Here is a 21,995-nt window from a genome sequence, read left to right on the forward strand (position 1 = left end):
CCCATGCTGCGGATCAGTCAGTACCTGCGTACCCTGGCCGGACAATGCCCGCCGCCCCGCACCTCGCCGCCCGGCAAAGACCGGCCGCCGGTGGTGATCTGGAACCTGCTGCGGCGCTGCAACCTCACCTGCAAACACTGTTACGCCACCAGCGCCGACAGTGTGTTTCGCGATGAACTGGACACCCCGGCCGCGCTCCAGGTGATCGATGACTTGCACGCGGCCGGGGTGCGCGTGCTGATTCTGTCGGGCGGCGAACCGCTGCTGCGCGCAGACCTGTTCCAGCTCAGCGCCTATGCCCGCGACAAAGGTTTTTTTGTCGCGCTGTCGAGCAACGGCACGCTGATCGACGAACAGAATATCCAGCAGATCGCCGACGCGCGTTTCGATTACGTGGGCATCAGCATCGACGGCCTACAGGCGACCCACGATGCGTTCCGCCAGTTGCAGGGCAGTTTCCAGCGTTCGATGCACGCTATCCGCCTGTGCCGCGAGGCCGGGATTCGCGTGGGCCTGCGCACCACCCTGACCCAGGAAAACCATGGGCAGTTGCCGCAACTGCTGGCGCTGATGCGTGACTACGATGTACAGAAGTTCTACCTGTCGCACCTCAACTACAGCGGGCGCGGCAAGCGCAGCCGCCAGTTGGACGCGCACCGGCAGATGAGCCGCGATGCGATGATGCTGATATTCCAGCAGGCCTGGCATGACATCGAGCACGGCATCGACAGCGATTTTGTCAGCGGCAACAACGACGCCGACGCGGTGCTGTTGCTGCAATGGGTCCACCGGCATCTGCCCGAGCATTACCCGCAACTGGAACACCTGCTGCACAACTGGGGCGGCAATGCCTCGGGCAGCGGCGTCGCCAACATCGACAACACCGGCGAGGTCCACCCCGACACTTACTGGTGGCAGCATTCGGTGGGCAATGTGCGCAACACCACGTTCCGCCAACTCTGGCTCGACCAACCCGACCCGTTGCTGCTGCGCCTGCGCGAACACCCGCGGGCCATCGGCGGGCGATGTGCCGAGTGTCGTTGGCTGCCGATCTGCAACGGCAATACGCGCACCCGCGCCTGGGCCGATGGCGACCTTTGGGGCCCCGACCCCGGTTGCCACCTCAGCGACGCCGAGATCGCCCTGCAGCCTTGCAGCCTGATCCCTTGCTCGACCACCCGGTGACACAACCGGGGGCAGCCCACCTGATGATGTATCAAGGACGTCTCATGCACACTCCGACCGCCTTACCTGCCAGTTTGCACAGCCCCTTCCACCCCGGCGAAGTCGCGTTGGTGGGTGCCGGCCCCGGCGACCCGCGCCTGCTGACCCTGCGCGCCTGGAGCCTGCTGATGCAGGCCGATGCGGTGGTCTTCGACCGGTTGGTCAGCGCCGAGTTGTTGGCGCTGATCCCGCTGACTTGCGCGCGCCATTACGTGGGCAAGGCCAGCGGCTGCCACAGCCTGCCCCAGGATGAGCTCAACGAATTGCTGGTGGAACTGGCCGACCAGGGCCAACGCGTGGTGCGCCTCAAGGGCGGCGACCCGTTTATCTTCGGCCGTGGCGCCGAGGAGCTGGAATACCTGCTGGCCCACGGCGTGCCCTGCCAGGTGGTGCCGGGCATCACCGCCGCGTCCGGGTGCAGCGCCTATGCCGGCATCCCCCTGACCCACCGCGACCTGGTCAACTCCTGCCGCTTCGTCACCGGGCACCTGCAACGCGACGGCGCGTTGAAGCTGCCTTGGGCCAGCCTGGCGGAGCCGAGCCAGACGCTGGTGTTCTACATGGGCCTGTCGAACCTCGCGCTGATCGCCGAACACCTGGTGGCGGCAGGCCTGCCGGCGGATACCCCGGCAGCGCTGATCAGCAACGGCGCGCGTGCCGACCAGCACGTGGCGCGTGGCACCCTGCGCCAGTTGCCGACAATGGCCGCCGACTGCGCACCCGGTGTGCCGACCCTAACGGTAATTGGCCACGTGGTGAACCTGTTCGCCGGGGCCGCCCTGCACTTCCCCGCCAGCCTGGCACCGGCCCGCGAAGCGGTGGCGGTATGAAACGCCTGCTGCTGGTGCCCTTGCTCTGGGCCACCGCCGCCCACGGCACGCCGGCCGAGGACTACCAACGTCACTGCGCAAGCTGCCACGGCCTCAACCGCATTGGCGCCAGCGGCCCGGCGCTGCTCCCGGAAAGCCTGGGGCGGATCAAGCCCGAGGAAGTGCGCAAGGTCATCGAGCAAGGGCGCCCGGCCAGTCAGATGGCCGCGTTTGCGCCACAACTGAGTGCCGCGCAGATCGACGGCTTGGCGAATTTCCTGCAGCAACCGCCCGCCACACCGGCAACCTGGAACGAGCAGGACATCCGTAACAGCCACACCCTGCTGGCAGACCTGAGCCGCTTGCCGACCACGCCTTCGCATCACGCCGACCCGCTCAACCTGTTTGTGGTGGTGGAGTCCGGCGACCATCACATCGACATTCTCGACGGTGACACCTTTGCCGTGCTGGACCGCTTCCCGACCCATTTCGCGGTACACGGCGGGCCGAAATTTTCGCCGGATGGACGCTTTGTGTACTTCGCCTCGCGCGACGGCTGGATCAGCCTGTACGACCTGCACAACCTGAAACTGATCGCCGAGACCCGCGTGGCACTCAACACGCGCAACCTCGCGGTGAGCAAGGACGGACGCTGGGTGCTGGTGGGCAATTACCTGCCAGGCAACCTGGTGGTGCTGGATGCCCGCGACCTGTCGCTGGTCAAGACCCTGGACACCGCGTCCCGGGTCAGCGCGGTGTACACCGCACCGCCGCGCAACAGCTTTATCGTGGCGCTCAAGGACGTGAATGAAGTCTGGGAGCTGTCCTATGCCGCCGCCCAGCCGAGCTTCGAACCCCGGCGAATCCAGGCTCAGGACGTGCTCGATGACTTTTCGTTTTCCCCCGACTACCGCCAACTGATCGCCACCTCACGCAAGGCCGGCGGCGGCCAGGTCATCGACCTGGACAGCGGCCACGTGGTCACCGACATCCCGCTGTCCGGCATGCCGCACCTGGGTTCGGGCACGTATTGGCAGCGCAATGGCCAGTGGGTGTTTGCCACGCCCAATATCAGCAAGGGGCAAATCTCGGTGATCGACCTCAAGACCTGGAAACTGATCAAGCAGATCCCCACCCTGGGCCCGGGTTTTTTCATGCGCAGCCATGCGAACTCGCGCTACGTGTGGAGCGATGTGTTTTTCGGGCCGGACAACGATGCGATCCACCTGATCGACAAACAAACCCTGGAGATCGCCCACACCCTACGCCCAATGCCAGGCAAGACCGCCGCCCACGTCGAATTCACCCGCGATGGCCGCTACCTGTTGCTGAGCATCTGGGCCACCGATGGAGCGTTGATCGTCTACGACAGCCAGACACTCAAGGAGATCAAGCGCATCCCGATGAACAAACCGTCGGGCAAGTACAACGTGGGCAACAAGGTTGAATTTGCCGAAGGCACATCGCACTGAACATCGCGCCGGACACCTGCTCGCCAGCGATGGAACCCGGTATGGGTTGAAATGAAAATCCCCTGTGGGAGCTGTCGAGCCCCGGCGAGGCTGCGATGGCGCCGGTTCTGCTGACACTTTTGGTGCCTGACAGTCCGCTATCGCAGCCTCGCTGAAGCTCGACAGCTCCCACAAGGGGAACTCGGTGCGGGCGGAAATGGAAATCTACTGTGGGAGCTGTCGAGCCCCGGCGAGGCTGCGATGGCGCCGGTTCTGCTGACACTTTTGGCGCCTGACACTCCGCTATCGCAGCCTCGCTGAAGCTCGACAGCGCCCACAAGGGGACCGCGCTTCGGGGGGAAATGGCGATCTACTGTGGGAGCTGTCGAGCCCCGGCGAGGCTGCGATGGCGCCGGTTCTGCTGACACTTTTGGTGCCTGACAGTCCGCTATCGCAGCCTCGCTGAAGCTCGACAGCTCCCACAAGGGGAACTCGGTGCGGGCGGAAATGGAAATCTACTGTGGGAGCTGTCGAGCCCCGGCGAGGCTGCGATGGCGCCGGTTCTGCTGACACTTTTGGCGCCTGACACTCCGCTATCGCAGCCTCGCTGCAGCTCGACAGCGCCCACAAGGGGATCTCGGTGCGGGCGAAAATGGAGATCTACTGTGGGAGCTATCGAGCCCCGGCGAGGCTGCGATGGCGCCGGTACTGCTGACACTTTTCGCGCCTGACACTCCGCTATCGCAGCCTCGCTAAAGCTCGACAGCGCCCACAAGGGGACCGCGCTTCGGGGGGAAATGGCGATCTACTGTGGGAGCTGTCGAGCCCCGGCGAGGCTGCGAGGGCGCCGGTTCTGCTGACACTTTTGGCGCCTGACACTCCGCTATCGCAGCCTCGCTGAAGCTCGACAGCGCCCACAAGGGGAACTCGGTGCGGGCGGAAATGGAAATCTACTGTGGGAGCTGTCGAGCCCCGGCGAGGCTGCGATGGGGCCGGTTCTGCTGACACTTTTGGCGTCTGACAGTCCGCTATCGCAGCCTCGCCGCAGCTCGACAGCGCCCACAAGGGGATCTCGGTGCGGGCGGAATGGCGATCGACAGCTCCCACAGGGCATACAGCCCTATCCACTCAAACCGTGCGGGAAAACTGGCCTTTGTGCGCGCCGCCCAGGTAGGCGTCAAAGGCCATGGCCACGCTGCGCACCATCAGTTGGCCCTTGGGCAACAGTTGCAGCGCATCGGCCTGGATCAGCAATAACCCGTCCGCCACCTGCTCATCCAATTGCACCAATGCCTCGGCGAAATAGTCGTTGAAGCGCACCCCGTGGGTGGCCTCGATCCGTGGGAAGTCGACCCGGCCATCGCACATCAGGCCGTTGATCACTTCACGGCGCAGCACGTCATCCGGGTTGAGCCGATAGCCGCGCTGCACCGGCAGCATCCCCGCGTCGAGCCGGGCGTAGTACTGGGACAGCTCCTTGACGCTCTGGCTGTAGCTGTCACCGACCTTGCCGATGGCCGATACGCCAAGGCCGATCAGGTCACAGTCGGCATGGGTCGAATAACCCTGGAAGTTGCGCTGCAAAGTGCCGTTGGCGCGGGCCAGCGCCAGTTCATCGTCGGGCAAGGCGAAGTGGTCCATGCCGATGTAGACGTAACCGGCCTCGGTCAGGCGGCGGATAGTCAGTTCCAGCAGTTCCAGTTTGCGCGCCGGCGGGGGCATGTCTTCGGGGCGGATCATGCGCTGGGCGCGGATCTGGCTCGGCAAGTGCGCGTAGCTGTAGGCGGCCACACGGTCGGGGCGCAGGGCAATCAGTTTGTTCAAGGTCACGTCGAAGCTGGCCACGGTTTGCAGCGGCAGGCCATAGATCAGGTCGACGCTCACCGACTTGAAGCGTGCCTCACGGGCGGCGGCCACCAGTTGCAGAATCTGCGCTTCGCTTTGCACGCGATTGACCGCCGCCTGCACGTCGGGGTCGAAGTCCTGCACGCCGAAACTCAGGCGATTGAAGCCCAGGCGGCGCAGCGTGTTGATCCGCTCGACGCTGATGGTGCGCGGGTCGACCTCGATGGAGAACTCATGGGCGTCGCTGTCATCCAGGGTGAAGTGTTCGGCCAGGCAGGCCATCAACTCGGCCAGTTGCGTATCGTCCAGGTAGGTCGGCGTGCCGCCGCCCAGGTGCAACTGGGTCAGGCGCCGGGAACGCTCGAACAACGCCGCCTGCATCTGGATCTCGCGCTTGAGGTAAGCCAGGTACTCCACGGCCCGGTGGGTCTTGCGGGTAATGATCTTGTGGCAACCGCAGTAATAACAAAGGCTCTGGCAAAACGGGATGTGGATGTACACCGACAACGCCTTGGGCGCGGCCACCTGGTGGCTGGCGCGGACCGCCTGATGATAGTCATCCAGGGCAAAGGCGCTGTTGAACTGCGGCGCGGTCGGGTACGAGGTGTAGCGCGGTCCCGGTCGGTCGTATTTGTGCACCAGGGCACGGTCGAATTCAAACGCACTCATAGTCGATCACCTCGTCGTTGGCACTGACCGGGGTGGCGAGCGCTGCCCGTTCAAACAGTGCGCAGATACCATCCACGTGCGGCAGGCCGGCCGGCAGCAACCAGATGAACGTCGCGGACAGCTCGATCAGACCGTCGCGGTGCAGGGCTTCCAGCAGCGGCCACAGGTAGGCGAAATAGCGCGCGAACACCAGTCCGTAGCGCCGTTCCACCGCCTGCACATCCAGTTCCAGGTCACAGGCCAGGCGTTCGGCCACGTGCAGGCGCACCGGGTCAGAAGTCTCGCGAAACCAGCCCCGCTGCGTGGCGAGCTGAGCATTACCCAACTGTTCGCGGTACTCGCGGGCATCGGCCGTGTTCTGCACGCACAGGGTGTCGATCTGGCTGATGGCGCCGAGGCCGAAACCGACGTGGTCGCAGTAACCGTGCAGGGTGAAGCCCTCGCAGTTACGGCTCAGGCGCCCGCGTTCCTGGGCTTGCTTGAGGTCATCGTCGGCGCGGGCGAACTGGCCCAGGCCGATGTAGTGATACCCCGCCGCCGCCAGGTGCTGAAAGCAGAGACGGCGCATGGCGCTCTTATCCGACTCGCTGCAGAACGCCTGGGGTTGTTGGGATTGATAGCGCGAAGGCGCGTGGGCGTAATCGAATACTTGCAAGCGATCCGGCTCCAGGGCGATCAGGCTGGCCAGTTTCAGCTCGATACTGGCCGGGGTCTGCCATGCATGCCCGTAGCCGAGGTCGATGTTCACCGAGCGAAACCCGAAGGTGCGGGCCGCATCCACCAGCGACTCGATCGGCGCCGGGTCCTGATACCGCGCCTGGCACAGCGGCCCCTCGCGGTTGGCGTCCGGCACGCCGATGCTTGCATGGTTGAAGCCTTGTCCGCGGAGCAGGCCCATCGTGGCCCAGTCCATGTGCCAGGGGTCGAGGTCGATGCAGTAGTCGCCCCGGTCGTGGTCGAGAAAATTGAAGCGCTCATGCAACAGCGCCATCAACTGCTGCACTTGGGCGAACGCCGGTGTGGTGCCGCGCAGGTGAAAGTGATCGACCGGCTGGCGGCGGCCGAGTTGGCAGCCGATCAGATGGATTTCCTGGGCGAGGCTGTGCCAATAGTCACCGCCAACGTCGCTCGTCGGCCAGTGCAGGTTCAGCGCCAGGGGCCGCTGGCGCAGACGGCTGTCGCGCAAGGCGCGCAACAGGTCGAGGGAGCCGACACCGGCATGGAAGCGGCGGGTGTCTGTTTGGCAAGCCAGGTCCAACACGCCTTGATCGTGACGAAAGCGAGCGGGATGAAGAGGGGTGCGCATGACAGACTCCGGTTCGGGCGGCGGTGGTGCATTGTCCGGTGCGACCCGGCAACGCACCTTGATATGCGTCAAGGTCGCAGCCCCGCCCGTCTACCAGCTCAGGTAAAACATGCCCTTGGCCAGCAGCACAATGGCGACCATGTGCGCGAACAGGCTCAGATGAACCCAGCGCACATAACGCGCACTCACCGAGCCCCAGCGCATCCGCGCCATGGTCAGCAGAAAATGCACGAGCACGCTGGCGGCCAGGATCAGCTTGAGGGTCAGCAAGGTGCCAAACGCAGAGGCCGACGGCGCAGCCAGCACTGGCAGGTATCGTAACCAGACCATGCCCAGGCCCGCGCCGAACAGCACCAGCAACACCCACGGCATCAATACCCGGGCACGCTGGCCGACGCCCTGCTCCACCAAGACCATCACCCGCGCCGGCAATTGCCGGTGCAGGTGCCCCAGGATCAGCACCTCGAAAAACACCGTGCCGATGAAGATCAGCGCGGCGAACAGGTGAGCCACTAGAAACAGGGGGTAAAGCATGGTGGCCTCTCAAGGGGACCGGCCGTTGGGACTTCAGTGTGCGGCCTGGCGCACGGCCAGGCCTTGATACCGATCAAGCCGTTGCGGCTGCGCGGTTTACAGCAGCGGGATGCTGTAGCTGACGATCAGCCGCGTCTCGTCCTTGTCGGCCGTGTCATTCCCGCGCCATACCGCACCGCGCCAGGTCAGGCCCAGGCCCTTGAACGTGCCCGAGGGGATCACGTAATCGACACGCAGGTCGCGCTCCCATTCGCTGTTGTCGCGACGCGCCGCCTGGATGTTGCTGCCGTGGATATAGGTCACGCTCGAGCGCAGGCCCGGAATGCCAAGGCTGCTGAAATCGTAGGCGTAGCTGCCCACCGTGGCCTGCTCCCCGGCATTGACGAACTTCAGCGACTGGGCGTTGGTAATCAGGTACAGCGAACGGCCCTGCCCCTGGTTGATATGGGGAAAGTCACTTTCGCCGGTGGTTTTCTGATAACCGAGACTCACGGAATGGCCGTACAGGCCATAGGTAAACAGCGCACTCCACAGGCGGTTGTCGACCTTGCCGGCGTTGACGCCCGCGCCGTAATACCCGGAGCTGACATAACCTTCGCCACGCCCGGCGGCGCTGGCGTTCTTGCCGTCGGCGGTGCTGTAGAAATAGCGCAGGTCGGTCTTGAGCTGCCCCACCGGCAACTGCCAGTTGTGGACCAGGCCCAAGAAGTGCTGCTGGTAAAAGTTCTCCAGGGTGGCGTAGTAGTACTGCAGTTGCAGTTGCTTGCTGACGGCGTAATCCACCCCGCCGTAGTAGAACTGGTTGCTGGACTTACCCTTGACCGGATCATTCGCACCGGCGATGGACATGCCCTGGCCGTTGCTGGAGTTACGGTCCAATACCTGCTCGATTTTACCGGCGATCAGGTTGAAGCCTTCCAGGTCCTTGGAGTCCACTTGATAGCCACGGAACGTCTGCGGCAACAGCCGGCCGTCTTCGGTGGTCAGCACGGGCAGCTTGGGCATCAGCGTGCCGGCTTTGAACTGGGTCTGGGCGATGCGCATCTTGCCGGTGGCGCCGGTTTTGCTGAAGTCGTTGGCGGCCTTGCCATCGGACAACGGAAAAACGCTGCCGGGGGTGTAGTCCTCACCGGCCTTGCCTGCGCGCCCCGAGGCGTCCAGGCGCAGGCCGTACATGGCTTGCAGGTCCAGGCCAAAACCGACCAGGCCCTCGGTGAAACCGGACTGGTAGTTGAACATGAACGCCTGGCCCCACTCCTTATCCGTAGGGGCCTTGGCGTTACGAGTGTCCTGGTTGTAGTAGAAATTGCGCAGGTCGAGAGTGGCTTTGCTGTCGTCGATAAAACCCGACGCAGCCACCTGCTGCGCGGCGCCAAGGGAGACGGCGAGCGCCATGCAAGTCTTGTGATTCATGAAGGCTCCTGAAAGTAATTGAGGCGACCCGTCACAGCCCAGCCCTGTTCTTTGTAGGTCGGGTGGTGCTGCATTCAACGGGTGCGCGCACGGTATAGCGTTGGGCGGCCGGGAAACAGTCGCTAAAACCGTCATTCAGTTTTTCATTTCTTGTAACAATCCCACGCGCGCAGCCGCCTGCGAGCAGGCTGATCAGGAACACGACGGCCACGCTCACTGCGGCGCCCCCCCTGTGGCAGAACGTCGCAGATTACGCAGACTGGCCAGGGTTGGTAGACTTGGCGCCCTCCGCGTTTACTCCTTTTCAACGCCTGGTGTATAGATCCAGAGCAAGGCAGGCGCTTCACAGGATGCACAGTTGATGAATACGTTATTCACCCGCCGCAACGTCCTGACCGGCATGGGCCTGTTGGGTCTGGGCCTGCTGGCCGGTTGTGACAACAGCCCCAAGTTGAATTTCAAGTACGGCAAGGACTTGAGCGACAAGATCATGGGCCGCACCTTCAAGCTCAAGAATACCCAGGGTGAAACCGTCACCCTGAGTTCGTTCCGTGGCCTGATGCCGATGGTATTTTTCGGCTTCACCCAATGCCCGGCCGTGTGCCCGACCACCCTCGCCCGCGCCGCCCAGGCCAAGAAACTGATGGGCCGCGACGGCGAAATCATGCAGGTGATTTTTATCACCCTCGACCCCGAGCGCGACACGCCGCAGATTCTCGACAAGTACGTCAAGGCCTTCGACCCCAGCTTCGAAGCGCTGTACGGCACCCCGGAAGAAATCGCCGTGGCTGCCAAGGAGTTCGGGATCTTTTATGAAAAGGTCCCCGCCGGCGACACCTACACCTTGTCTCACACCGCCACCAGTTTCGTGTTCGACACCCGCGGCAACCTGCGCCTGGGCCTGTCGGCATCCCTTACCGCTAAAGAGTGCGCAGAAGACCTGCTCACCGTCATGGAGGTCTGCTAATGACTGCCGTTCAACACCTCAAGCGCACCCTGATCGGCCTGTCCCTGCTGGGTCTCGCCGCGCACGCCAGCGCCCAGGTCCACGTCAGCGACGCGTGGGTGCGCGCCACGGTGCCGGGCCAGCCATCCAGCGGCGCGTTCATGACCGTGACGGCCGACAGCGACAGCAAACTGCTGCGCGTCGCCTCGCCGGTGGCCAAGGACGTACAGATCCATGAAATGAGCATGAAGGACGACGTGATGCGCATGGGCCCGGTGGACTCAATCGCCCTGCCCGCGGGCACAGCGGTCAAGCTCGACCCGAACGGTTATCACGTGATGCTGATGGGCCTGACCGGCCAGATCAAGGAAGGCGACCAAGTGCCGCTGACCTTGACCGTGGAAAATGCCAAGGGCGAGCAGCAGAGCGTCGAGGTCAAGGCGGCTGCCCGCGCGTTGGGTGGCATGGACCCTGGCAAGATGCATTGATCGGTATATCGCACGCAATAGGGCTCAGCGCACCTCACATTTGACGTCAGTCGATTCGCTACCGCTATTCGCCTTAGGCGTAGACGCGGTGAATGAGGGCGGCGAAGTTAACAGCATGCCGGGATTTTTCGGTACCACCACTGGCGCAGTAGTGAAGCCTGGCGTGAATCCGAACTGGCCGGGCGCGAAATTCTGCGTTCCGCCGCCGTTGGTTATGTTGATCACGCCATCTAAAACCTGCACGTATAAACCCGGAGCGAGAACTGGCGACTTTGCCGGCAACTCAGACGAGAACACCGCGAGCGAAGCGCGCCCTTGCTCCGCCCATGACTCGGCCGATGCCAGGACATTGGCCAGGCGATACGCATAACGCGCCGACACCGCAGCGGCGAAGGCGCGGTAAGATGAGTCGGTGTGCCCAGCCGATGATGCCAACCCCACGGCCAGGCTTTTCAGCCGGGTCGAAGCATGCGTCGCGACAACTGCCGCCGGCTGGTAATACACCACCACGCTGGCCGATTGCAGGCCGATACGGCCACCGGGCGTGATCAACGTCGAGCGATCCTGGCTGCGCTTGCCCAGCAACCCGCCATCCGAGCGCAACCCGCCCTGTTTCAGGGTGAACACCACTGCATCGGTCGCAGGCGAAGCCACATCGTAGGCAAACGTGTCCACGCTCAACGTCGTGCGCGGCTGCAACGTCAATAGGCTCTCATCGCGCAGGCGTACTTGCGCATAGCCCTTGCCCTGGGTCGATAACGTATCGCCGACTTCCACCACCGACTGTTCGCCCAGCACGCGCATGCTGCCGTCGAGTTTCTTGACGAACAGCGGCCCGCTCAGATGAATTACGGTACCGGCCGCCGGGGCGGCCTGAACCCATGGCGCCGCACTCACCAGCGCCAGCAACAGCAGCAAGTCAATTGCAGAAGGTTTTTTTAAGAGAGTCATTTTTGACGGCCTGGGAATCATTATTTGGGGTTGTGGTCGACTTGTCGTCGGGCGCCTTGGGCAAATTACTGGAATTCATCCCGAACGAACCATTGGAACCCGGCAAGTCGGATGTGCCGAGGAGCATGAGGAGGGACAGTGTTGAGTTCAACGCAACAGAGACCGGTTCCGTCGGCACTGACGCGGGTACTGGCACCGGCTCTGGCACTGGCACCGGCTCTGGCAGCCGGTCGACGTCGGTGATCGTCAAGCGCCCGCCTGCGGTGGGCACGCCCTCGGTGAACACCCGCCCGCTGCCACTGGCCGTGCCCGCGCCGTTATGGTTGGCCGCCAGGGTGATATCCCCGTTGAAATGGATCAGCGAGTTGACGTTGATGTTGTTGCCCGCCTGGGCGGTGAGGCTGACACCGTCGTTGGTGTTGTTAACGCCCGTGTAGAACGTGATGTCGTGGGTGGCTTGCAGCAAAACGTTGGACGTTGCATTGGACAGCAGATCGGCATCGATTTCACTGTCGGCGCCCGGGGCGTTGGCGAAAGCCGACACGTCGCCCAGCGAGGCCGAAGGGCCGGAGAGGAACGAGGTGACGAGGATATTCGCCGGGTCCAACTGCCAGACGCCGGCCGTCCCGTGGGCCGCGCGCGTATCGACCCGCGCGCCTGCCACATCCAGGAAATGCCCGGACGTCTCGACAAAACCGCCCTTGCCCGAGGCCGCCCCACCGCGTGCCGACAGCGTGCCATAGACCCGCGTCGTGTCATTGCCCCAGACGATGATCTTGCCGCCATCGCCACTGGCCAGCGCATCGGCGGAAATCCGGGCATCCTTGCTCACATAACTTTGCTTGGCATTCAGCACCGCCGAGTTCTTGCCCTGGTAGTCACCGCCCACCAACACCCGGCCACCGCCGCGCTGGCCACTGGCGTCGATGCGCGCATTGCCCATCACACCGACCTGCTCGCCCAACACCTGGATATCACCGCCGTAATCAACGCCCGTGGCGGTGGTGGTGCTGCCGGCTTCGAGCAAGGTGCTGCCGCTGGCCTTGAGCACTACCTTGCCGCCGGCTCCGACTACGGCGCTGTTGGCATTCAGCGTGCCGCGCTGGTTGACCAGCGCGCCATAGATGCCAATGTTGCCGCCCTGGGCGATCACCGTGCCCAGGTTCAGCGCCTGGTCTTTCTGCGCCGACACCACCACATGCATGCCAGGGTTGCTGGAGTCGACCAATTGCACCGAGTGCCCCGCCGCCAACACCGTTTCGCCTTGAGGTGTGGTGATGATGCCGCTGTTGTTCACATCCGGCGCAATCAAATACACCTGGCCACCCGACGGCGTCGTGATCGCGCCCTGGTTGCTCACCTGGCCGACCGCCCCGTCGGCGGCAAAGCGCCGGTTACCGGCGAGAAAGTCGGCGTTGGAAATCGCCAGGCTCGACGCGACCAGGCCACCGACATTGATCTGGGAACCGCCACCGAACACGATGCCGTTCGGGTTGATCAGGTACACCCGCCCGTTGGACTGTAACGTGCCGAGGATCACGCTGGGGTCTTGGCCGGTGATGCGGTTGAGCACGCTGCTACTGCTGCTCTGCTGCTGAAAACGCACCAGCTCGCCCTGGGCGATGGAAAAACTCGACCAGTTGATGATTGCATTAGGGCTGTTGGTGACGGTCAGGGCATTGCCGTCCTGGGTGAATGTCACGTGGCCGTTGACGACCACCGGGTTGACCGGTGCCGCCATGGCACTCGTTGCCGCAGCCAGGGACAGCGCCATTAAGGTAAGTTTGATGTTCATGGCACCCTCAAAAGGCCAGGCTGAGACGGACATGCAGGCGATCATCGCCACGCTGGGTTTCGCTGGCCTGGGCATGCAACACATGGCCGTAGTCCATTTGCAGGTTGAGGTTGCGCCGGTAGATGAGGCGCAGGCCCAGGCCGGTACTGCTCAGGTTGACGTGCTCGAACTCGCCCGGCAGTGCGTCGTTGCGTGTCAGGTAGCCGACGTCGTAGAACGCCAGGGCGCGGCACTGCCAGCTCCCTCCCCCCAGGCACAGCGGCGGCGTGTAGGCTTCCAGGTTGCCGACCACACCCGAGTCGTTACTCACTTCGCGCTCACGGAAGCCCCGCACCGACGACGCCCCGCCCGCCCCAAACTGCTCGCCCGGCACCAGGGCATCCTTGGTGTACTGACCGTTCAACGCGGCGCGTAACTGCCAGGCAGCCGGCAGGATTTGGGTGATGCTCGTCGCGAACCGCAACGCGGTGTAGTCATCCCTGGCATGGGCGCGCGCCAGGTCGAAATCGCGCTGCTGGCCCTTGGGCCCACCGGGAATGTTGTGCAGCAGCGACAGCCCGACGTTCGCGTCTCCATCCACGCGCACCCAAGTGCCCTGGTAGCCGAGGCTGACGGGATGCACGGTGATGTCGTTACCCAGTTGTACATCGAACAGTTCCAGGCTGCTTTTATAGGCCCGATAGTCGACACCGTAGATCAACTTGGACTGGTAATTGCCCACCGTCGCCAGGTTTTGGTTGTAGCGCGAGCCGAAGACCGTACCCCGTCCGCTGACCGCCAGGTCAAAGATGCCCGCCGTCACAGTCCCGCTGTCGACGTCCGAATAGCTGGTGAAAAAGTCCAGGGAATCGCCCAGCGCATACAGCGGCAGGTGGTAGCCAAGGCCGTAGACGCTGACGCGCTCGGGCTTCTCCAGCGTGGTGGTGTATTGCAGGCTCATCACCTGATCGCGGCCGAACAGATTGGCGTTTTGCAGCACCGCGCCCACGTAGGTGCGCCCGGTTTCCTTCGCGCCGCCGTTATCCAGGTTGAGCGCGGCGCTCCACGGCGACTCGTCGTTCACCTGAACATCGGCGTCGACGCTGTTGCCGGCAGGGCTGCTCTTGAGTTTCATCACGGTCTGCTTGGCCGGGTTTTCGTTGGCCAGCTTCAGGCTCTTGGACACCGCCGTCAGGTCGGGCGAGCCACCTTCCTGCAAGCCCGGCAAGGACTGGCGCACATTCGCCTCGCTGAAATGCTGATTGCCGGTCACCGTCACCGTGCCCACACGCACCTGCACCACCTCCAGCACCACCACCCCGCCGTTCAACTCCTGCTCAGGCAGATTGACGCGCACCAGTTGATAGCCGTGCCGATGGAAGACGTCTTCGAGCGCCTCCTGGGCCTTGGCCACATCGCTGAAATCGCGCTGGGTGCCGACGAACGGCGCCACACTCTGCTCCAGCTCAAGGGCTGGCAACAGCGTATTACCGCGGACTTCAAAGCGGGTGATGTCAAAGCGTGGAGACAGCGGTTCGCTATCAGCGGCCACCGCGAAAGAAGTGCAGAGCGCCAATGACGCAGGCACCAGCAACTGCATGAAACGATCGATCATGGATTGGCCCTTGGGCAGCGTGAGGTTTAAACGGCTTACGCTGCGTGAAGAGCCAGCAGGGGCGAGTCCCCCGTGGCGCGGATTGTAGCCACTATATTGCCATTTCGAAATATATTTCCCTCGCATCCATAAGGGTTTGCGCGCATCACCCCGCCACGGGCGGCCGCAACCGAGCGCTCTGTATCCGATGCCTTCGCGCCGAAAGAGCGCGTGGTGGCGACGACCGGGCCGTTCCAGACGTCGGTAATTCCGGCGATTGCACCGACCGACACCGCACTAGTTGGCGCAGCGTGATGAGATGTTGCAAAAAATGCTGAACTCGCTGCGTTGACCGCCCCTCGGCGGTGCGGGCGACATAACCTGCATCAATCGCCGCCCGTGCCTGACGGAACCGTATTTGAAGGCTGCCCACATAGGGAAACGGCTAATAGCCGTTTTCACTTCAACAGCCTTTGAGTATTGACCATGATAGGAATTCCACCGCACTCGCCGTTGAACAGCCCGCTCAACGCTGCACCGCCCGAAGAGTTGCGTATGCGCCCCCAAGCAGGCGCGCCTGACAGGGAAACCATACGCATGGGCGTAAGAGAAGAGGATGCATACCGCACGCTGGATACCTTTTTTGACGTGGCAGAAGCTAACGGCATCAAGGATCTGAACCCACACCACGGCAAGCCCTACTTCGATAACAACTTGAACCCGCCGGGCAACGTGGTGCCGCTGTCCGTCCACTTCCGCCCGGACCGTCCGGATGACACCTACAGCCCGGGACACTTGAAGGCGGTCAACAACTTCGGCACGCAACTCGACGCACGGCTGCAGCAACTGAACATCCAAAACGTCGGACCCAGCGAGTAATCCCATCGCTGATCAGGGGTAACGCCTGCGTGACTCAGCACAGCCAGGCCGATGCGTTGTCGGCCCTGGCTTGAGCGCGGCGATCAGGCGGAGTCCGCCTGCGTCTCGCTTTATGGCGGCTGTGCGTGGGAGACCTTCGGGTCTGCCGGGGGTGATTCTTCCTGGTCTGCGAACCCGCGCACAGTTGCCACCCAATCTGTTTCGCAGCAGCAAGGTGGTCATTCTTTTTTCCCAAATAGAATCGAACCTTATGACCCATCAAAATCCGCCCCGCCGCTTCACCCCTATGTCCCAAACCGCAACCGACTACCCGGCCCCGCTCAGCGAGTTGCACGCCTGCGCCAGCGAGCGCCTCAATGCCGCGCTCGCCTACCTGCACCTGATGGCCTGTTCCAATGTGTCCGACTATGCCGAGCACGACATCAATACCGCCGCCAATACCGCCAGGATCATGGTCCAGGATGTGGCGGATGTGTTTACGGTGATGGAACGACGCGGGTTTGATTCGCCTGCGGTGAGTTGATGTGATTTGAGTTATGAGGAAACCCGCTGTGGCGGGTTTTCTGGTTTTTGGTGAACTGAAAGTTGGGGGGAAATTGGATTTGACGGTGTTTGTGCCGCCGCCATCGCAGCCTCGCGGGGGCTCGACAGCTCCCACAGTTGACCGAGTCCGGCCACCAGAATCAGGTCGGCCACCAGACCACCTCACTTGGCTGCGTAATAGCACCGATTTGACCAGCAACCAACGTAGTGAAGACGGGCCGAGTGCAGTCTGAATCAGGCGTTCTAAAGCAGCATGACATGAGTGGCGTGCACGTCATCTGAACGCCTGAAGCCGCAATGCAGATAAAACGCGTTTCCCTCAGAGGTATCGGTAGAAAGACGCAATATCTCGAACCGAAGAGCCGCATGTTCAACAAGTGCTTTCACCAGCGTCTGTCCGACGTGTTTCCCCCTTGACGAAGCTGCGACGTACACGCGTCGCAGTCTAGCCGTATTGTTCTCAGCATATGGATCAACCGACAGGCCTCCGATGCCTATCAGTTGCTGGTTCAAATATGCCGCCATCAGACATTCGCCGGGCGCATCGAAGCGATTTGCCCTGGAGTGCCATTCGGCAATCAGGCGAGTGAGAAACCTGAAACCCTCCCCAATCGCTTCTTTTTCCAAGGTAAGAATCTGTGGTGGCAGATGTGCGATCTGTTGAATCTCGACATATTTCATTCATCGCCCCTGATTTGGAGTGAGCCATTTTCACCGAAAGAGAATATTCGTGCGGACAGGTTGAGCGATGCAAGAGGCACCAATCCACTCAACGCCGTCAGTCAACCTTAGGGCCGGGGTGGGATGGTGTGTACCAGGGGGCTGCGGTATCGACATGAACGTGTTTCTGCTTTTGAGGCACGTAGCGCGTGTCGAGTGTGCCCAGTGCTATCAAAACCCAGTTCGCAAACTCACCTTGTGATCGTGAGCAGAAAAGGATCGAACCACACTCCGCGCAGAACTTGCGTAAAACAGTCTCGGAAGACGCATAGGTTTTGATGCTGATGGAGCCGCCAAGTATTCGAAGCGCGCGACGGGGAACGCTCCCGTAAGAGGCGAATGCTGCCCCGGAAAACGTTTCATCAGGTCGTTCTGGATCTTTTTAGGACCTGGAATCGTTTCGCCAACCGAACGAAGCTCAATAATTGCCTGCCTCACAACCAGCGGCACCACATAGGTTTGGTGGTGCCTTCGGCGACTACGTTCGTCGAGCCCACTGGGTCCCTCCAGTTCATAGCGCTCGACCCATTTGTCGCCAGTCTTTCGGCTGATCGGGTAGTCCTGGCACAGCCGGCTAAAGCTGTGCTTTTCAGATAGATACTCAACGATGAACATCACGTTGAGGTCCATAGGTTTGAGCTCTCTCCAGGGCATGGTCAGATCCTCGCGAAATCGACCCTGTCAGTTAAAAACTGTTATCTATGTGTGTGAACTGATTGGTAACCCATGTGGATGAGTCATACCGGCAAGAGCGTTTTTCTTACTTTTGCGCTTTTCAAAAGTGAGCCGCCGCAAGAGCGGAACCATCAGTGGCCGTTACCGAAGAAACGGATATGTACGGGCGTTTAGCGCCTAACATCCAGTTCAATAAAAACGCATAAAAAGAGGGCCATGACCATCGTTAATACCTGATGGTCACGCACCCCCCGATTTATACTTTTCGATTAACGTACACCTCTGATTTTTTTCAAGCGCCTAACACCCCCTCATGCCGCAACATATATTGTTCATTCTCCATCGTCAGACCAACTACGTCTTCCGGGCTGATTAAACGCGTGCTCTTGATAAGAAAGTCGGTTTTACCATCGCCGGTCAGGTCCACCGCCAACAGATAGCGCGCGGTGGTGGGGTTGAATGTGATCATGGTGTCACCTGCCTTGCCGGTGAATTTATCGACATAGTTCAGCGTGATGCCTTCACCCTGTCCGACGGCGGACAGATCAATCTTGTCCATGCCAGTGGCGAAGTCCAGCAGCAGGTCTGGCCTGTTACGCGCAGAGTCGGAAGCAGCGTTGTATTTGAAGGTGTTCCAGCCACCACCGCCCAGCAGGTGATCAGCCCCGGCGCCACCCACCAGGACATTATCAGCCTTGTTTCCGATAATCCGGTCATTGCCACTTCCGCCGATGGCATTTTCAACGACCGTTTTCTTCGTGATAAAAATAGTGTCCTTCATTCCACCTACGCTGGAGTGTGTACCGCCGCGCAGGCTGATGGTCTGATCCTGGCTGAAGCCGGAAAAGTCGACAGTGTCATTGCCGGTCTTGTCATGCACGACGAATTCGGGTCTGTCGTTGGCAGACACCAGCGTCATGTGCGGCTTGCCAGTGTTGGAGTTGAAGCCGTAGATGGTGTCTTCAGTTTTTTCCGGCTTCGGATCAGGCTTCGGATCAGGCTCCTTCTCATCATGCGCCACCAAGTCACTTGGCTTGATCTCACCCAACGCAGTCACCAACAGGTCAACCTTACCGTCCCCCGCCAGGTCAATGCCAAGGCGACTCAAGCCAGTTTCGCCGTTGAACCTCAGGACAGCGTCGCCGGCGCTCCCCGATAGTGTATTCACAACGTTCAACTTTTTAACGCCAGCATCGCGCATAAGCCTGGACACATCGATCTTGTCCTCGCCCGACGCAAAGTCCATCAACAGGTCAGGGCTATCGGGTGCGGAGTCGCTGATCTTGTCGTACACGTAGATGTCTGCGCCACCTCCCCCCCATAACTTGTCGGCGCCACCGCCCCCGTTAAGTCGATTCCCCGCGTGGTTACCGATCAACAGGTCGTTGCCTGTGCCTCCTATCGCGTTTTCAAGGGTGGACGACGCGTCAATCGACACGCTGCCCTTCATCCCGCCTACGTCAGACAACGACCCGGCATGCAGATCGATGATCTGATTCTGGGTGAATCCCGAAAAATCCAGGGTATCGATTCCGCCATCGTCCTTGACCTTGAACCGAGGTTTGTCTGACGACGAGGTGAGGGTGGACTCAGCCTGACCACTGGTCGAGTTGAACCCATAAATGGTGTCCTGGCTACGCGGCTTGGGTTTGGGCGTGGGGTCATCCGGTTTACCGTCGTATCCCAGCACATCACCCGACTTGATTTCACCCTTGCTGTTGACCAACAGATCTGACTTGCCATTACCCGTCAGATCGATGGCAAGACTTCCCATTCCACTTTTATGGTCGAAGCTCAGCAGTGCATCACCAGGCCGTCCGTTCAGACCACCAAAATTGAGCGCTTTAATTCCCGACTTTTTGAGTAGCCCAGAGACATCGATCTTGTCTACGCCAGAGGTGAAGTCGGCAAGCATATCGGGCGCCTCGGGCGTAGAGTCGCTCGCCTGCGCGTAGATGAACGTATCTGCGCCACTACCGCCCGTCAACGTATCCGCCCCGCCGCCGCCCTTCAGGCGATTGTTCGCCTGATTACCGGTCAAGTTGTCATTGCCGTTGCCACCAATGGCGTTCTCCACGGTCACGCCTTTGGCAATCGAGACATTCCCCTTGAGCCCCCCTACATCAGAGAACGCTTCGGCATTGAGGTTGATGACCTGATGTTGGACGAAGTTGGAAAAGTCCAGAGTGTCTTCTCCACCACCGTCCCACACACAGAAAATCGGCTTGTCGTCAGCACTTTTCAGACTGTAAGCATCACGCTCGCTGTTGGAGTTGAAGCCATACGTTGTATCGGTATTTCGGGTTTTGGTATTTACGCCATAAACACGCTGGATCGCCGCGATATCATCCATCATTGGCGCGGAAGGCAAGAGGTGATTGAAATCATAACCCGGCCGATGAAGTTCGGAAAAATAACTCATCACAGAGCGCGCCCGGGTATCCTCGGTGTAATCGGCGTTGTCATCGTAACTGCCACCACCGTTGTAACCGCCAGGGTGTTCAAGGCCAATGGCATGGCCCAATTCATGCACCGCGACAAATGGAAAATCACTGCCCAGCTTTGGATAACTCTCTGCGTCCTCAGTACCAATATCTGCCGATACATTGGCGAAGTTTTTCAACGGGAATGTCGCCACACCGCCGCGAGCATCGGGTATATCCTTTATAGTTATTAATCCGTCCGCGTTCTGGGCATTTTCCTCAAAGGTCACATTGGCCAGATCCGCCCAGGAGCGCAACGCCTGCAGGGCTCTCTCTTTTTGCCCTGGGGTCAGATTGCCCTCAAAACGATAAGAGATCACGACCTGTCCATCGCTGTTTCTATCGTGAAACTTATAACTACCACGCGTGATATGTTTTGCAGCTTCGTCCGTGCTGAAGTTTGGCTTCTTGGCCCCCCCGTAGAAAATCGAGTGATCAGGCAGCGCACTCAGTAAGCCAGGGTCTATACAGCATGGAAAGGAGGGTGAAACAGAAAGCGTCATAAATAAACCTTAGATTAGTTTTTCTGGACAACCACAAACAGAACTACAAACGACCGACCTCCTCAGTCGTTAGTTACCCTATCCTCCCATAGAATTCCAAAGCCTATTTAACACATGGAAATAAAAGTACCATCCTGACAAACAATCAAACTTTCACTCATGCCCAAAAAACGCAAAATATACAACACACCGTTCCAACCCAATGTTTTAACAACAAAAAATAAAGAAACACACTACAATCGAGAGCAAAGGAACCAAATCCTACAGCACTCAGAAACACTCTAACTCATCAACCACTCACGTTCTTACAACCATTATCAGTTGCCGTGTAAGACGTTAACAAACTTGCATTTTCACCGGGACGACCTCCTACTATCAGCAAATACATCGCTGACAAGTTCCACGCTTTTATTATCAATATACGAACCCCAGCGAGGCCGCGATGGCGACGCTATTGACACCCCGCTATGATGTGGCCCTTCGCTTAACACCCCAGGAAACCGCATGCCCGCCCTCTCCTTCCGCAACGCCCTCCCCACCGACGCCGCCCGTTGCTTTGACATTGAAATCAGCGCCTACGAAGGCGACGAAGCCGCAACCTTGGAAAAAATCGCCACGCGCATTGCGTTGTACCCGCAAGGCTTTTTGATCCTGGAGGCAGATGGCGAGGTGGTGGGCTTCATCAACAGCGGCTGCGCGCACAAGGTGGTGATGTCAGACGAGGCGTTCAAGGAGTTGGTCGGCCATTCGGCCGAGGCGCCGAATGCGGTGATCATGTCGGTGGTGGTCGCCCCGGCGCACCAGGGCAAGGGCTATTCCAGCGCGTTGATGCGCGAGTTCGTGCAGCGCATGCGCGCGATGGGTAAGCAGACCCTTCACTTGATGTGCAAAGACCGCCATGTCGAGTTGTACACACGCATGGGCTACCGCTATGTGCAACCGTCTGCGTCGGATCATGGCGGGATGGCGTGGCACGAGATGGTGATGGACCTTTAGGTCGGCGCCGCATGGGGCGCATTTATGTGTCGAAACGTCTAACCGTCAGCGACCGCCCAATCGGCAAATGTATTTCAACCCGCAAAACCCGTATCGGCATGCCCAACATCTGACGCAACGCCTGACGCGGCGCAGGATGACGCGGACACGCCCTACAGCCACCTCGCGCATTCTGTGGATGCGCCCAGCGCC

General features: G+C 60.8%; 17 protein-coding genes and 2 pseudogenes. 8 read left to right on the top strand and 11 right to left on the bottom strand.

What is annotated here, in order from left to right:
* The first annotated feature begins 3 nt into the window (after nucleotides 1-3).
* Genes nirJ through P3S72_RS18195 form a run of 3 tightly spaced genes read left to right on the top strand, consistent with a single transcriptional unit; the run spans nucleotide 4 to nucleotide 3,505 of the window.
* Complete coding sequence (nirJ, locus tag P3S72_RS18185) at nucleotides 4-1,185, top strand: heme d1 biosynthesis radical SAM protein NirJ (RefSeq protein WP_276193449.1); 1,182 nt, start codon at nucleotides 4-6, stop codon at nucleotides 1,183-1,185.
* Between the two features lie 44 nt (nucleotides 1,186-1,229).
* Entirely contained in the window at nucleotides 1,230-2,054 is an 825-nt protein-coding gene (gene cobA / locus P3S72_RS18190) for a uroporphyrinogen-III C-methyltransferase (protein WP_276193450.1), read from the top strand.
* Nucleotides 2,051-3,505, top strand: coding sequence for a cytochrome D1 domain-containing protein (locus P3S72_RS18195; RefSeq protein ID WP_276193451.1), 1,455 nt, complete (start codon nucleotides 2,051-2,053; stop codon nucleotides 3,503-3,505). Before cobA ends, P3S72_RS18195 begins: the two co-directional genes overlap by 4 nt.
* Nucleotides 3,506-4,612: 1,107 nt before the next feature.
* On the opposite strand, the gene hemN is transcribed toward P3S72_RS18195, so the two are convergent.
* The 4 genes from hemN to P3S72_RS18215 all read right to left on the bottom strand — a co-directional run bounded on the left by hemN (nucleotide 4,613) and on the right by P3S72_RS18215 (nucleotide 9,251).
* Nucleotides 4,613-5,998, bottom strand: a complete 1,386-nt coding sequence (hemN, locus tag P3S72_RS18200; RefSeq protein WP_276193452.1) for an oxygen-independent coproporphyrinogen III oxidase — start codon at nucleotides 5,996-5,998, stop codon at nucleotides 4,613-4,615.
* Nucleotides 5,985-7,304, bottom strand: coding sequence for a coproporphyrinogen III oxidase (locus tag P3S72_RS18205; RefSeq protein WP_276193453.1), 1,320 nt, complete (start codon nucleotides 7,302-7,304; stop codon nucleotides 5,985-5,987). Before P3S72_RS18205 ends, hemN begins: the two co-directional genes overlap by 14 nt.
* A 90-nt stretch (nucleotides 7,305-7,394) precedes the next feature.
* Complete coding sequence (locus P3S72_RS18210; protein ID WP_247405576.1) at nucleotides 7,395-7,838, bottom strand: hypothetical protein; 444 nt, start codon at nucleotides 7,836-7,838, stop codon at nucleotides 7,395-7,397.
* A 96-nt stretch (nucleotides 7,839-7,934) separates the two neighbouring features.
* On the bottom strand, nucleotides 7,935-9,251 hold the full coding sequence (locus tag P3S72_RS18215; protein ID WP_276193454.1) for an OprD family porin: 1,317 nt from the start codon (nucleotides 9,249-9,251) through the stop codon (nucleotides 7,935-7,937).
* Nucleotides 9,252-9,612: 361 nt separating this feature from the next.
* Here P3S72_RS18215 and P3S72_RS18220 point away from each other — a divergent pair, with 361 nt between their 5' ends.
* Together P3S72_RS18220 and P3S72_RS18225 are read left to right on the top strand one after the other, a co-directional pair.
* Nucleotides 9,613-10,218 carry an SCO family protein gene (locus P3S72_RS18220; protein ID WP_276193455.1) on the top strand — a complete coding sequence of 202 codons (606 nt, stop codon included), beginning with the start codon at nucleotides 9,613-9,615 and terminating at the stop codon, nucleotides 10,216-10,218.
* Nucleotides 10,218-10,685, top strand: coding sequence for a copper chaperone PCu(A)C (locus tag P3S72_RS18225; RefSeq protein WP_276193456.1), 468 nt, complete (start codon nucleotides 10,218-10,220; stop codon nucleotides 10,683-10,685). The genes P3S72_RS18220 and P3S72_RS18225 overlap by 1 nt, the downstream gene beginning before the upstream one ends.
* Nucleotides 10,686-10,709: 24 nt before the next feature.
* Here the strand turns inward: P3S72_RS18225 and P3S72_RS18230 are convergent, their stop codons facing one another.
* Genes P3S72_RS18230 through P3S72_RS18240 form a run of 3 tightly spaced genes read right to left on the bottom strand, consistent with a single transcriptional unit; the run spans nucleotide 10,710 to nucleotide 15,025 of the window.
* Nucleotides 10,710-11,636: a FecR domain-containing protein gene (locus P3S72_RS18230; RefSeq protein ID WP_276193458.1), complete on the bottom strand. Its 927-nt coding sequence runs from the start codon at nucleotides 11,634-11,636 to the stop codon at nucleotides 10,710-10,712.
* Entirely contained in the window at nucleotides 11,605-13,431 is a 1,827-nt protein-coding gene (locus P3S72_RS18235) for a filamentous hemagglutinin N-terminal domain-containing protein (RefSeq protein ID WP_276193459.1), read from the bottom strand. The genes P3S72_RS18230 and P3S72_RS18235 overlap by 32 nt, the downstream gene beginning before the upstream one ends.
* Nucleotides 13,432-13,438: 7 nt before the next feature.
* Complete coding sequence (locus tag P3S72_RS18240) at nucleotides 13,439-15,025, bottom strand: ShlB/FhaC/HecB family hemolysin secretion/activation protein (RefSeq protein WP_276193461.1); 1,587 nt, start codon at nucleotides 15,023-15,025, stop codon at nucleotides 13,439-13,441.
* Between the two features lie 534 nt (nucleotides 15,026-15,559).
* On the opposite strand from P3S72_RS18240, the gene P3S72_RS18245 reads away from it, so the two are divergent.
* Nucleotides 15,560-15,883 carry a hypothetical protein gene (locus P3S72_RS18245; RefSeq protein WP_276193463.1) on the top strand — a complete coding sequence of 108 codons (324 nt, stop codon included), beginning with the start codon at nucleotides 15,560-15,562 and terminating at the stop codon, nucleotides 15,881-15,883.
* A 250-nt stretch (nucleotides 15,884-16,133) separates the two neighbouring features.
* Nucleotides 16,134-16,406 carry a fructose-bisphosphate aldolase gene (locus P3S72_RS18250; RefSeq protein WP_276193464.1) on the top strand — a complete coding sequence of 91 codons (273 nt, stop codon included), beginning with the start codon at nucleotides 16,134-16,136 and terminating at the stop codon, nucleotides 16,404-16,406.
* 263 nt (nucleotides 16,407-16,669) lie between these two features.
* Here the strand turns inward: P3S72_RS18250 and P3S72_RS18255 are convergent, their stop codons facing one another.
* The 4 genes and pseudogenes from P3S72_RS18255 to P3S72_RS18270 all read right to left on the bottom strand — a co-directional run bounded on the left by P3S72_RS18255 (nucleotide 16,670) and on the right by P3S72_RS18270 (nucleotide 20,807).
* Nucleotides 16,670-17,107 (bottom strand): GNAT family N-acetyltransferase, encoded by a 438-nt coding sequence (locus P3S72_RS18255; protein WP_276193466.1) that lies wholly within the window; start codon nucleotides 17,105-17,107, stop codon nucleotides 16,670-16,672.
* Between the two features lie 97 nt (nucleotides 17,108-17,204).
* Nucleotides 17,205-17,495 (bottom strand): annotated as a pseudogene (locus tag P3S72_RS18260) (GFA family protein); the annotation flags it as partial.
* A pseudogene (locus P3S72_RS29580) lies at nucleotides 17,489-17,800 on the bottom strand (helix-turn-helix domain-containing protein); the annotation flags it as partial. The pseudogenes P3S72_RS29580 and P3S72_RS18260, both read right to left, overlap by 7 nt.
* A 313-nt stretch (nucleotides 17,801-18,113) precedes the next feature.
* Nucleotides 18,114-20,807: a M10 family metallopeptidase C-terminal domain-containing protein gene (locus tag P3S72_RS18270; RefSeq protein ID WP_276193467.1), complete on the bottom strand. Its 2,694-nt coding sequence runs from the start codon at nucleotides 20,805-20,807 to the stop codon at nucleotides 18,114-18,116.
* A 504-nt stretch (nucleotides 20,808-21,311) separates the two neighbouring features.
* Here P3S72_RS18270 and P3S72_RS18275 point away from each other — a divergent pair.
* Complete coding sequence (locus P3S72_RS18275) at nucleotides 21,312-21,803, top strand: GNAT family N-acetyltransferase (RefSeq protein ID WP_276193468.1); 492 nt, start codon at nucleotides 21,312-21,314, stop codon at nucleotides 21,801-21,803.
* Nucleotides 21,804-21,995 lie beyond the last annotated feature (192 nt).

The sequence above is a fragment of the Pseudomonas sp. D3 genome (assembly GCF_029320995.1).
In the GTDB taxonomy this organism is placed as follows: domain Bacteria; phylum Pseudomonadota; class Gammaproteobacteria; order Pseudomonadales; family Pseudomonadaceae; genus Aquipseudomonas; species Aquipseudomonas paraveronii.